General features: G+C 40.6%; 7 protein-coding genes. 4 read left to right on the top strand and 3 right to left on the bottom strand.

Features of this window, described 5'->3' with window-relative positions:
* Positions 1-218 precede the first annotated feature (218 nt).
* The 4 genes from Q0X59_RS01855 to Q0X59_RS01840 all read left to right on the top strand — a co-directional run bounded on the left by Q0X59_RS01855 (position 219) and on the right by Q0X59_RS01840 (position 5,109).
* Entirely contained in the window at positions 219-800 is a 582-nt protein-coding gene (locus Q0X59_RS01855) for a xanthine phosphoribosyltransferase (protein ID WP_199172704.1), read from the top strand.
* Positions 801-1,095: 295 nt separating this feature from the next.
* Positions 1,096-2,295, top strand: coding sequence for an acetyl-CoA C-acyltransferase (locus Q0X59_RS01850; RefSeq protein WP_075523014.1), 1,200 nt, complete (start codon positions 1,096-1,098; stop codon positions 2,293-2,295).
* Between the two features lie 57 nt (positions 2,296-2,352).
* Entirely contained in the window at positions 2,353-3,705 is a 1,353-nt protein-coding gene (locus tag Q0X59_RS01845) for a hydroxymethylglutaryl-CoA reductase, degradative (RefSeq protein WP_297642821.1), read from the top strand.
* Between the two features lie 18 nt (positions 3,706-3,723).
* Positions 3,724-5,109, top strand: a complete 1,386-nt coding sequence (locus tag Q0X59_RS01840; protein WP_297642776.1) for a hydroxymethylglutaryl-CoA synthase — start codon at positions 3,724-3,726, stop codon at positions 5,107-5,109.
* Positions 5,110-5,119: 10 nt separating this feature from the next.
* On the opposite strand, the gene Q0X59_RS01835 is transcribed toward Q0X59_RS01840, so the two are convergent.
* From Q0X59_RS01835 to Q0X59_RS01825, 3 genes are all read right to left on the bottom strand, one after another.
* Complete coding sequence (locus Q0X59_RS01835) at positions 5,120-6,079, bottom strand: class C sortase (protein WP_366517013.1); 960 nt, start codon at positions 6,077-6,079, stop codon at positions 5,120-5,122.
* A gap of 432 nt (positions 6,080-6,511) precedes the next feature.
* Entirely contained in the window at positions 6,512-8,212 is a 1,701-nt protein-coding gene (locus Q0X59_RS01830; protein WP_297642772.1) for a SpaH/EbpB family LPXTG-anchored major pilin, read from the bottom strand.
* A 178-nt stretch (positions 8,213-8,390) separates the two neighbouring features.
* The gene (locus Q0X59_RS01825; protein ID WP_297642770.1) at positions 8,391-14,003 is read right to left on the bottom strand and encodes a Rib/alpha-like domain-containing protein; all 5,613 of its coding nucleotides are present in this window, start codon (positions 14,001-14,003) and stop codon (positions 8,391-8,393) included.
* Between the last annotated feature and the right edge of the window lie 166 nt (positions 14,004-14,169).

Raw genomic sequence — 14,169 nt, 5'->3', positions numbered from 1 at the left:
TAAAATCAAGTAAGATCAAATAAAATCAAGTAAAATAGCATAATTTACAAGCTTCTATACGTATTTGTATTACAGTCAGGGGTATGCTTGAGTTTTACTATATTACATTGCGTGTTTATACAAATATTTCATGCACACACACAACTAGCAAAAAGATTTAAAGTTTGCAAAATTAAAAACTAAAAACGTAAGAAAACTGTTATGAAAGGAAAGCAATCGTGCAAGAACTGGAAGAACGCATCCGCAAAAACGGCATCGTGAAACCTGGAAACGTCTTGAAAGTTGATGCTTTTCTTAATCACCAATGCGATGTTGAATTATTTGACAAAATGGGCAAAGAATGGGCTGAGCATTTTAAAAATTCAAATATAACTAAGATTCTTACAATTGAGTCTTCTGGAATTGGAATTGCGTGCGTAGCTGCAAGGCATTTTGGCAATATTCCTGTAGTTTTCGCTAAGAAAGCGCAATCTATAAATCTTGATGGAGATCAATACGTATCTACTGTTTTTTCTTTTACTAAACAACGCGAGTTTCCTGTGATTGTCTCTCGCAAATATTTAAGTCAAGAAGATCGAGTATTGATTATTGATGATTTTTTGGCTAATGGTAAAGCTTTACAAGGTTTGATTGATATTTGTAATCATGCTGGAGCTACGGTTGCTGGAATTGGAATTGCGATTGAAAAAGGTTTCCAGGGTGGCGGAGATGCGTTAAGGGACGCTGGATACGATTTAGATTCTCTAGCTATTGTTGAGGAAATGAATCCAACAGATGGCTCTATTTCTTTCCGTAAGTAGTGCTTTCCGTAAGTAGTGCTTTCCGTAAGTAGTGTGTGAAAGTATTTTTAAAAATATAGATTATTCTAAAGCATATGAAAACTGCATTGAAATAGATACATAAAATATGCAAATGAAATAGCTACCTAAAAATGATATCTAAAATATGTGCATGAAATATACCTGAAAAATATCTATATAAAAATGTGAAAGAAACGAGAAGAATTTTGCGCAAATCTCACTTTTGCATAAAAATACGGTAAAGTACTCTGGTTAGTAAATATACGCATAAACAATTGAGTAGGTGGCTAAACATATGTCTGAAGTTGTGATTGCAAGCGCAGCACGCACACCTATCGGAAAGTTCGGCGGAAGTTTATCTTCGCTATCCTCAGTTGACTTAGGAGCGATTGCAGCAAAAGAAGCAATCAAGCGCGCATCAATTGACGCTAAAGATGTTGACCAAGCTATTTTCGGAAACGTGTTACAAGCTGGAAGCGGTCAAAACATAGCTAGACAAATTGCGTTGCGCTCAGGATTAGATACATCTAGCTGTGCAATGACAATAAACGAAGTATGCGGATCTGGCTTAAAAGCAATACGTTTAGCACAATCTGCAATAGTAATGAAAGATGCGAAAGTTGTAGTTGCAGGCGGCACAGAAAGCATGAGCAACGTTCCTTTTTACGCAACTAACATGCGTTTTAGCGGACACAAATACGGTGATTTCACTCTTGTTGACGGCTTAAAAAGAGATGGCTTAAACGATGCTTTCACTGGCAACGCAATGGGCACAACAGCAGAAAACGTTGCAGCACGATTTGGAATAACAAGAGAAGCTCAAGATCTTTTTGCACTAAATTCTCATCGCAAAGCTGTAGCAGCACAAAAAAATGGTGATTTTGACTTAGAAATTGCGCCTGTAACTCTTGAAGACGGAAGCGTTGTATCTAAAGATGAACACCCTAGAGAAGATACTTGCCTTGAACAATTATCTAAACTTCACACGCTTTTTAATACTTCAAATGAATTAGCTTGCTCACACGAATCAACTGTAACTGCTGGAAACGCGAGTGGAATTAACGATGGAGCTGCAGCTTTAGTTCTTATGAGTAAAGATTACGCGATTGAACACAAAATTGAGTATCTTGCTGAAATTGTGGGATTTGCTGAAGGTGGAATTGACCCTGATTTAATGGGCTATGCTCCAAAACACGTTATGGAACGAATGCTAAATTCTACAGGATTTAGCGTTAAAGATATTGATTTGTTTGAAATAAACGAAGCTTTCGCAGCTCAAAGTATTGCAGTTTCCGAACAATTGCATATTGACGAAGAAAAGTTAAATGTGCACGGAGGAGCTATCGCTCTCGGACACCCGTTAGGAGCAAGTGGAGCAAGAATTTTAACAACGCTTATATATGCTTTGCGTGAGCGTAAACAAAAAAATGGAGTTGCAGCATTATGTGTTGGCGGCGGAATTGGAGTCGCGATGCAGATTAAGATGGCAGATTAAGATTGCTGAATAAGCTTGTCTGATTAAGCGGAAAATTTAAAAAAATTCGGCGAAAGAATAAAGTTAAAAAAAAATAGTAAAAGTAAAAACAAGGAAAAGATTTCAATGACTGCTTTCCGTGAATTAAGCGTAGAAAATCGCATAAAAACGTTGCAATCAGAAGGTTTTCTAAACGAAGAAGAATCACAACTTTTACTAAAACAATTAGCTGAAAGCTCTGAAACTAACATACCTGCAGATGTTGCAAACCACATGATTGAACATCAAATCGGAAAATACACTCTCCCAGTTGGCGTAGTCAGAGGATTGATTGTAAACAGCAAAACACACAATGTACTTCTAGCTACAGAAGAACCGTCTGTGATTGCAGCAGCATGTAACGGAGCTAGAATCGCATCGATGAGCGAAGAACATGGCGTTATAGCATCATCTGAAAAATATTTAACAACAGTACAAATAATTTTCGAAGACTTAAACGGAAAAATCGCTCAGAAATTAAAAAACATTATTGAAACTGAAAAAACAAAAATATTAAATATTGCAAAGGATGCTCACCCATCGATTGTGCAAAGAGGCGGCGGCGCGCGAGAATGCCGCGTTGAAGCTTTTACGAACTTCGCCAAACTGTCGATTGACGTAGACACTTGCGATGCAATGGGCGCAAACATCGTAAACACTATTGGCGAAGCAGTAAAAGCCCAGCTGGAAAGCTGGCTCGGCGCGCGAGCGCTAACAGCAATACTCACGAACACAAGCAAACAAGCAACTACAGCAGAAGTGCACCTTCCTACAATTGCCTTAGCTTCAACAAAATTGCCTGAAAGTCAAAGAGCAGAGGAAGGTGCGCGACTCGCGCGGCGCATCGCGGCATTAAGCGCATATGCCGCCGCTGACCCCGAGCGCGCAGCAACGCATAACAAAGGAATACTCAACGGAATAGTTGGTGCTGCACTCGCGTCAGGAAATGATACGCGAGCGCTAGAAGCAGCTGCTCATGCGTGGGCTGCGCGCTCAAAAAGATACATGCCTCTTTCAACATGGTGCCTCGAAGATAAAATACTTTACGGACGAATCCAAATCCCACTTCAAATAGGAATAGTTGGCGGATCTATAAGCTCATTGCCATTAGCGCAAATAGCAATACACGTTGGAAAATACTCTACTTGTAACGAGTATCGAAACGTTTTAGCAGCTCTTGGACTAGTTCAAAATCTAGCAGCATTATGCGCTCTTGCAGGTCCTGGAATTCAAGAAGGTCATATGCGCTTGCAATCAGCTAATATAGCAATAGCAGCAGGAGCGAAAATGCAAGAGATTGAAGAAATAACGAATAAGCTTGCAAGCATGAGCGATAAAAATAGAAATATTAAAATTGCAAAAATGCTTCTTGAAGATTTACGAAATTCTTAAAGAAGAAAAGAGTAAAAAATGACTTTTTCTCTTAAAAACATTGAGAGCAACCACGCTAAACAACTTTTTAAAGATAATGAAAACACAAGCGTTGAAAGCAATCCCGTTGGAATTGACAGAATCAGCTTTACAACACCGCACTATTACGTTGATTTAACAGATTTAGCTAAAGCTCGCGAAATAGATCCAAACAAATTCACTATTGGCATTGGGCAAAGCGAACAATCTGTTCCTCCAAACAATCAAGACATAGTAACTCTTGGCGCTCAAGCAGCGCTGCCACTTTTAAAATATGTTAAAAAAGATAAACTGAAAATGTTAATCGTTGGAACAGAAAGCGGCGTAGATGCAAGCAAATCCAGCGCGTTATACATTCACAATCTTCTAAAACTTAACTCATGCGCACGCTGCATTGAAATAAAAGAAGCATGCTACGGCGGAACTGCAGCACTTATGACAGCATGCGATTACGTTCGCGTTCACAAAGACTCGCAAGTTCTTGTTATAGCTGCAGATATTGCTAGATACGGGCTTAACACTCCTGGAGAAGTTACTCAAGGTGCTGGAGCAGTTGCAATGCTAATAAGCGCGAATCCTCACGTGCTCAAAATTAACGATGATAGTGTGGTGAAATCATGCGATATACAAGACTTTTGGAGACCAGTTTATCAAGATACTGCTTTAGCGCGAGGAAAATTCTCTAGTGAAAAATATATTGAATTTTTCTTAGATGTATGGCAAAAATATTCAGAACAAAACTCTTGCGATTTAAACGATTTTGCCGCGCTTTGCTTCCATTTGCCCTATACAAAAATGGGGTTGAAAGCTTTGAGAGCAGCTATGGATTCTAGCGAAAATCTTTCTGAAACTTCACGAGTTCGATTACTTGAAAAGTATGAAACTAGCACAAAATACAGCAGGAGAATAGGAAACATTTACACAGGCTCTTTGTACCTAGGATTGTTATCGCTTCTAGAATTAGACGGAAATACAGAAATAGCCAATCCAGAAGTAGTCAATCCGGGAGCAGCAAATCCAGCAGCAACTTCAATTCAAACAAACGAAATTCAAACAAGCACAATTCAAACAAACTCGTCATGCGAGAATCAAAAATTCAGCTCACTTAAAGAAGGCGACAAAATCGGATTATTCTCCTACGGCTCAGGCGCGATTGGCGAATTCTTCACAGGAACTCTTATGCAAGGATTTAAGCAAGCTCTATTTGCAAGCGAACATATTGAAATGCTTAATTCGCGCGTGAAATTAACAGTTAGCGAATACGAAAAAATGTTTAACAGCGTAGCTAAATACTGCCCAGAAGACTTTGTAAGCGACAGCTCACATCGCGAACGCACGCAATTCTTCTTGAACTCTATTAGCTCGCAAGAGCGAAACTACATCTAAAAAATAACGCTTATTTTCTTCTTGCATCCTTAATATGCTTACCGCAAACTTCCTTATTTTTACGTTTCTTTGAAATCGCTGCAATAATCATAATTGAAAGCACAGCGCAAGAAAGAATCATAGCAAACAAGAAAAGCGTCATCCAAAGAGGCCATTGAACGTGATCCATCGGCACTTTCACAGGATCTGGCAACACGCGATACCCTGTAACTAAAAGCCTATGCGAATTAACGCCATACGGAGTACAAGTAAGCAAAGTCGCTAAATCACGCCCTCTCTCGCGTTGAAGCAAACTTATATCGTGCGGATCTACAACGCTAATGCGAAACACTTTGTATCGCAATGTTTCACCTTGCACGTCCAAATAAAAATAGTCACCCTTTTTTAAATCAACAAGCCCATCAAACATAGTTGAATCCGCTAAACCTGTGTGAGCTGTTATAACAGTATGCCTATTCTTTCCGCCAACAGGTAAATCAGTGCCAAACAAATGACCTGCACCATGAGCAAGAGTTTGCTGAGTCGTGCCGTGATAAATTGGCAATTTCACGCCAATCTTAGGAATTTTTACGATTCCCATAATTCCCATCGGCTCGTCAAGAACTTTAAGATATTCTTTATATTCAGGCTTATTAGTTAGGTCTTGCCGACCATCGCCACCATAAGGGTCTTGAGTGAGCATGTTTTTACGATTTTTATTATAAAGTTTCGCAGCTCTTATATGCGCTCTTCTAACATCACCAGCCTGATTGTGATTGAATTTGTCGTATGCTGTGGAAATTTCCTTTGTAACTCTATTGTTCCAAAGAGTAGAACACAGCGGATAACTGAAACATAAAAGTCCAGCTAAAACGAATGCAATTGGCTCAAGTATTTTGCGTAGCTTGGATTTTTGATTTGAATTATTTTTGCGATTGATTTTATTTGATTTAAATAATAGCTTTTTAAAAATTGGAAGTGAAAATCGCATGGCAAAGTCATTTAACTTCATACTCCCCCAATCCTCAATTCAAAATACTAATAATTTTTATGTGAATATTTAAAACTGACTCTAATGATTTAAATCGCAATTAAATACAACTCAAGCGAAAGCAACTTATTTAAAAAGTTCAAATAGTGCGCAAAAATCTTAAACTAAACGTAACTTTTACACGAATTTACTGATATAAATAGATAACATGGAGTCGAGAGTATTCCTCCCGACTCCACTTAGACAACAGACTTAATCGCGAAAAAGAGGGATGTACATAACGCAAATTGTGTGCGAAACGCTATGCACAGCAACGCAATTAAATCTGTTGAGCTTTATATTGCAAAACAATAGTTTCTCTTAGTGCCATAGCAACAATCGCTTAAATGGCACTAAGAAACTATTATTTTGGAATGATTGCAAACTATGCAATCAGGCTTCTTGCTCTTCCTTCTTGCGATTGCACATGAAAACGAAGATGCCAGCAGCCACTAAGCACATACCAGCCAATGCGAAGATTGCAACGCCTGCAGCACCGGTCTTTGGAAGCTTGAACCAGTTCTCACCGTTGTCTTTAACTGGAACGTTAGCAATCTTAACAACCTGTGCACCCTCATTATTCTTAGCAGTTGTCAAAGTTACTTCATAAACCTTGGTAGAACGAGCATAGTTTGCAGGAGCTTGAGTCTCAACAACATAGAACTTCTGACCAACCTTAGCAGTGTAATCCTCAGTTACACCGTTTTCGTCGGTCTTATTATATGTCTTTGTAGAATCCTCAAAACCTTTAAGAGCTGCATCGCATGCGTTCGCCGCAGTAGGATCATCAGCACACTTCTGTGCTACTTTCAAAGCCGCAGCATCAGCAGTATTATCACCAGTAGCTCCAGCAAACACCTTGAACTTTGCATCCTTAAGCTTTGTTCCCTCAGCAGTTTCGCCTTTCTTGCCGTCATACTTGAAGATGTGGAACTTACGGAACTCGGTATCGGTATGAGTAGTAGGCACGACAGGATCATGATTTTCGCCATCATTACCACCAGGAATGAAGCCATACTTGTTCATAAGCTTGTGATCGCTACCAGTAGGAACAGTTGCAGCAATCTTGAACTTAAAGGTTACGTGAACCTTTGGCTGATTATTACCATTAACCGCATTCAACTTAGCAACAATCTTTTCAAGACCCTTTTTAAGGAACACAACAGAAATACGAGTACGAGTATTGTCGTTAGGAGTTTCAGCAGCAGTCACATAGTAATCGTTGGTTGTATCATTTGCATCAGTACCCTTGGTAAGAGCATTTTGTACGCCATCAACCTTAACTTCAACATCAACATCTTTAGTAGCATTGCTATATGCGTCTTTCAACGCATCATCGAAGATTGCATATTGCTTAAGATCATCAGCTGTAAGATCAGTAGCCTTACCATTCTTAAGGTTGGTTGCCTTAGTCTTGTTTGGCGTAGCATCAATAGTGTATGGCAAAACATCACCAACACCAACCATATTCTTAGTATCAGCTGTCTTAGTAATAGCATTTCTTACATCGTGGTTCTTAGGAGTTACTTGAACATCGTAAGTGTACGTGTTGTTGGTAGATTTATTATCACGAGTAATTTCTGGAACAGTCATAAAGAATGGAACAACATCAGAGGTATAGCCAGTAGGTGGAGTCGTTTCCTTAATGCGATAGATACCAATGGAAAGACCAGTGAACTTGGCGTCACCTTTTTTAATACCATTACCATCTTCGGATGCTGTTTGTTTAGGCTGTGCTGTGTCATATGCAATTTTATTATCTTCAGTAGTAGCGCTCTTATTAAGCCTATCTACTAATGTTGCAAGCTTATCCCAGCCATCTCGAGTAGTTAAATCAACAGCTTTACCATCAATTGTTTTAACTTTCTCAGCTGTGAAAGTAGCACCACCAATACCTTCTTTAGTAGTATCATCCTGCTTGTGAATGGTGATAGTACCAGTCTTGGCTGTATCATCCCATGGAGCCTTAGCAGCAGTTTGATTTTCCACAGCCCAAGCAGAGCTGTTTACAGCAACAGCGCCGGCAACGCACAGCGTACCAGCCATTGCGAGCGAGGCGAATGCAGCCACGCATTGTTTAGTGAATTTATTCACTTTCTTCTCCTTTATTTCAGCGCACTTTCGTGCATGGTTTAGGAAGATATGTTATTTTCTCGTTTTAAGTTTTGTTTTTTACGTTCCCACAAATTGCATTGCAATATGTGCGTGAACAATCAAAGCCGTTATTGAGCGGCGAAGCTACTGCAGTTTTTAAGCTGCAGAAAATTTTTCATCAGCATCGCCACCTTTCGGTAATCCACCTTCCGATGCGCAACATTACGTTGAAACACCATTTGGTAGCTTTGCAGACAAAATCTTTTAGATGCGCGCAATAATCGTCAAATCGCTTAATCTTTACTTTTTTGACTAAACCGCGCCAAATTTTGGAAATTTTACTGTTGCTATTTTGCGTAGCAGAGCGCAAACCGCACATCATGCAAGCAAGCCAGCCAGCAAGCATTGCGTGACCCCACTTCGTCTGATCAACGAAGAACGCGCCGCACATAACGCACATGCCAATCATCGCCAGCACAATCCACGCCATGCTAATCCCCTCGCCGCCGGTCTTTGGCAGCTTAAACTGCTCCACCACGTGCACTGGGAAGAACTTTGCAGCGTAGTCAATGCCCTCAGTATCTGTAAAGCCCATAGCCTTAGCAAAGTTATTATCAGTAACGCTAATCTTGCTGTTCTTAATAGCTTTCTTATACTTACCCAAATCCGTAAGCTTCATCGCAAGCACAACGCAATAGTATTTGCCAGACTTCGTAGGAGCTTTGCTACTAGTTATAGTTCCGCGCGCACGCTCCATAGTTCCGCCAGTGCTATCGAACAGGAAATGCTCATCTGTAGCATTGCAGCCATCACCATTATTGCTACCCTTACGGCAAGCTTCCTGACGAGCAAAAGTTGGATATTTCCACGCTTGCTGCCAATTAAGCTTGAAGAACAGATTATCGAGATCCTCACTCCAGGTATGAGTTGTACTCTTTCTAGCTTCATCACTGTCATCTCTACACAAAGCTCTAAGCGTAATGCCTTCAGGCTTGGCTGTGGACCACGAGTCAATGCCCATATCCTTCAGCAAGCCAACGCCTTTCATAACAGTAATGCCATTCACGTTGTCTACATCCCCAGTAAACTTGCCATTTTCATACTGCTTGTAAACGTTAAGATGCAAATCGCCACTGCCAACAGCTGGTCTGGTAACCTTCACCTTTGCGTAGATAGGGTGATCTTTGTTAATAGAGTCATCACCGTCAGAAACAGATCCGTCCGGGTAGTGAACCCTAATCTCAGCCCAATACTCGTCAGCAGACTGCCACTTATCTGGGCGGAAGGTGACGGAGCCTTTGCCAGTAGCGTTACTATCTTTTGCTTCCTGCTTACCGTCAGCTTTGTTATCTTCGCCGTCTTCAAAGTTAGCCCAAGGCAAACTGCTTGCTTTCGAATTTGTAATATCGCTAGCTTTAACAAAGCGCTTAATCTCGTACCAAGTGCCAGCAGGCAAAGCGCCTTCCTTAACGTTCACCAAATCTTCTTTTGGAACACCGTTAGCATTAACCTCGGTGTTACCCTCGGTAACCTTCTTCTTGCTTTGCGGAGCGTCAGAGCTTATAGCTGCCTTGTTGCCTTTCTTAAGATTCTTGTCAAAAGTACTACCAGCCTGAATTTCTGGAATCTTCGTGTAAGTCGGATTATACAGCTGATTGTCTTTATGAATATGCACAGAGAATGCGCCAGTTTTATACCCCACACCTTCTGTGCCATATGGATTACCTCTAGCGTTCAGCACTCCGTCAACTGGGTCAACGTCTTTCTTAGCCTTATTATTCTTCTCGATATTAGCCTTAACAGCACTCTCAAACTTATTAGACTCAGCATCGCCTTTTATAACGTAGACTTTGCACACATAGTCGCCAGTCTTCTGAGCTACACCGCCAAAAGATCCATGCGTGCGCTCAAAAGTGTTAAAGCTTTTATCACTATCAACCCAGTCATCATATAAGTAAGTATCAGACTTGCAATTTTTGTTATTTGCATTGCACTCAAGCTGATTCTTAAGCGATGAATGCTTCCAAATCGTCTGTGGTTCTAAAAGACGCAAACCGTCTTTTTCGTTCTCATTCTGCGACTTCTCATTATTAACATGACCAGGAAGCATGCCATACGTGTACTCGGTTTGCTTCTTACCATCCTTGCTTTGCTTTGAGCAAATCATATGCTGGTGAAGATTGCCAATCGCGTTTGTTAAGTAAGAATCAAACATAGGGCGATCGTTGCCAGAAAGTAAATCTCCTGGATGAAGGTTTATGCCATTTTCAACGCTGATAGTTCTGTATTGAGAATCCGTTGTATACCTAAACAAATTAAGACCAAATGTATTATTGCCAGGCTTAGCAGTAACATTCACCTTCGCATACACAGGGTGATCCTTGTTCACGGAGCCTTCGCCGTCTGATACAGAGCCGTCTGGGTAGTGAACTCTAACTTCAGCCCAATACTGACCAGCAGACTGCCACTTATCTGGGTGGAAAGTTACAGAACCGTATTCGCGACTAGACTGATCTAAAGTAACTACTTTGCCACTCTTCTTATCTATAACAGGCTTGCCTTTTTCATCGCGCGTAACGTTATCTTCGCCGTCTTCAAAGTTAGCCCAAGGTAAACTGATTGCCTTCGAGTTACTAACATCGCCAGCCTTAACAAAGCGCTTAATCTCAAACCACGTGCCATCAGGAAGATCACCAACAAGAATGCTAGCTTGATCAGCTGGCAGAACAACACCATTTCCATCTTTAGTGCTCTTTGGCTGATCAGTGCTGATATTGTCTTTTGTTGGACTGCTATACCTACCATCCTTAATTGACTTACCAGCCTGAATTGTTGGCATCTTTACATAAGTCGGGTTGTACTTTTGGTTGTCTTTAAGCTTGATTTTAAAGTAGAAGCTGCCAGCAACCCACTCTGAGCCTTTTGCGTCTTTTTTAGCAGTCTCATAGTTAGTAAAAAGTGATTGAAGCGCAATAGAACCACCTGATGACGCATTTTCAAATGCTGTAAGCGATGCACTATAATCTTTACTGTCTTTATCACCAGGCTTTTGGTGGAAAGCGAACACTTTACACTCATACGATCCGCCTTCCTTAGGCGTGCCACCAATCAGCGCGCGCGAACGCTCCATAGTGTCTCTGTTGTATTCGCTAGAATGAAGGAATTTGTTAGGGTTACTGCAATCCTTACCTTTGCAACTACTGTCGTTATCTCGAATCCACTGGCGGAAATCCTCAAAATGCAAGCCGTTAATCTCGCCGCTAGCTTTCGCGCCACCCTCTGCAGGCTTAAGCAACGAGAACGGAGAATTATCAACATCCGTCCTATGGCATATCACGCGGAAAGTAATAGGACCTTTACCATGGTTCGCCCAAGAATCGAATACAATACCATTATTAGGGCTAGGGTTATCTTTATCTTTCGCACCTATTTTCTTGCCCTTATCAATCTCGTGCGGATTACTTTTATGTCCAAAGGAAAAACCGCCAAACGCGTTATTATCTATTTTCTTGCCATTGTATAAACCAAGATTCAAGTCACTACCTGAAATCGGCAAATCACCCACTGTAACAGGAGCGTACACAGGATTACCACTATTACCAGAGTCATTATCTTTAGACGTAGAACCATCCGGGTACGTTACAACAACAGGAGTCTTAGTGTTTGCACCAGCTTCAGCATTAGACGGAGTAAACGTCACCTTGCCGTTTCCTGAATTATTTTGATCAATCTTAGACCAATCAAGCACTGGAAGACTGTATTTAGTGTACTGCTCTAGCTTAAAAGTAGAACCGTTAGGCAGACTACCTACCCTAACCCACGGCTTTTTGTTAGCTCGTACGCTTTTAGGCTCTTCGCTGGTAGTAGAATTAAACTTATTCGTAGATTTATTGTAGTCAACAGTAGTTTCCTTGTACTGCGGGTTGTACAACATGGCATTAGAAACAACCTTGATTTTTATAGGAACATTTTCCTGAACCATCGGTGTCTTATACTTACAGTTGTATTGGTAAGTGCTAGGAGTTGGGTGCGTAATCTTCACCTTAAAAGTAATACCATCAGAGTTACGATCCAACTTTCCTGGATTATAAGTGATATAACCAGTTTTACTATCTATGCTCACGCAACCTTTGTAAGAATTATTCTTACCAGTACTACAACTACTAGATTGCTTAACACCTTGTGGAATAGAAGTAAGCTCGTACTTCATACTAGAGCCGTTAGGAAAATCTGATGGAATATTAGTAGTAGTATCCGTATCTTTTCCTGCAACATAGTGACCGCCATAATGGTTTTGTAGAGAATATTGACCGTCCCATTCGCCTAAATCCCATCCCTGCCAAGAACCAGTATTAACGTACGGCTTAATTGTTACAGGCGTACCATACGTAGTAACAGGCACATTCTCTACGCCACCATAAGTAGTGTCCGAGCTTAAATTCTGATTATTTAACTTCTTTACATAATCATTCATCATGCTAGACGAATATTGAGGATATTTTATTTCAGTCTTACCATTTGGATCAGTAATATTATTCAAAACAGTATGCGGCTGATCACTATTACTAAAATCAGGCAAAGCGTCAGGATTCTTATGGTCATAGCCTTCCATAGAATCTGGAATACCATCGCCATCACTATCGAAAGGTCCAATAAAAGTCCACTTACTTCTAACTTCTACAGCACCATTTTTCTTCGTTTCTAAATCTCCAAAATCGCTTTCGGAATATGTACCTTTACCGGAGTTCCATCCAGCTGAGAACGGAAGATTCTTCAATACTAAATCTGAGCGATTTTCCATACTTTCATCAACAAACGCAGTGATATTCCACTGAAAAGCCGTATTACCTGAAACTTCCCAGTCAGCAAGAACCGTAGAGAAATCATTCTTCCAGTTTCTAATTTCGCACATGTCATGCTTGTCGTTCGAATCGCAATACGATGTAAGTCTGGAAGTACCTAAAGCATTATCCCAATAAGAGTTAAATAGCTGTTGATCTTTACCAGCACCCTCTTTACCAGCTTTACCTTCATACAAATTACCATCGAACGAATGAGCCCATCTAGAACTACTGTCAACAAACTCATCTAATGTTTTATTAATTGTAACAATAGGCTCTTGATACTGAATTGCTCTACATCCACGACCGTTATCAGTTTTATCAAACTGTTTATCTTTTGGAAACGCTTTATACCAGCTGTCTGTTTCAGGCCAGCAGCCATAGTTACGGTAACCAGCTCTATTACCAGACTTCCTTCTACTAATCCTTATACTTTTTCTATCAATCCCTTTTGGAAGCCAAGCCATAAGAAGAGGTCTTTTACCACCAAACGCTTTATCTTCTTTCCTACCGCTATAAGGTTCACCTGTTACAATGCTCTCGTACATTTGAGAGTAAGTATTGAAGAACACTTCCCATTTAATCTGAGTTCTATTTCTACCAGTAGAAGAGTCATAAACATTGCGAACAACTTCAACGTTAGAAGCAATTTGACTAGGAGCATCCCCTATTCCAAAGCCAGAACCAGACACAAAGCCTGTACCAAAACTATTCCACCAAGCATGAATCGGTGCTTTACCATCTGCCCAACCCATTGCATGTTGTGCAGGCGGAATGATGAGCATGGTTAATACAGTGATTACAGCAACGAGAAGCGCTAGTATTGCTCGATGAAGAGTGCTGGAAGTGCGAGCTGCGCCATCGCGATCACTAATCTTGTGCCAAGCAAAAGCGCGCAACGCAAGACGACACAAGCGTGATGCGAATCCACGGAACTTTGCTGGCAACATAATCAGCTCACCTTTCTTTATAAAATCCTGTGCTATAGGACGAAATTCTTATAAAATACAAATTTGAAGACACACGCCCAACGCAACTATCCATATGCCTTAGCCTTTATACCCCCCCCCCCGGAAAAACTCAAGCAAACGAAAAAACTTTGTAAATATTTTTACT

Source organism: uncultured Gardnerella sp., from assembly GCF_947280595.1.
Taxonomy (GTDB): Bacteria; Actinomycetota; Actinomycetes; order Actinomycetales; family Bifidobacteriaceae; genus Bifidobacterium; species Bifidobacterium vaginale_A.
Note: the sequence above shows the minus strand (reverse complement) of the source record. Positions and strands in the feature narration are given on the sequence as shown.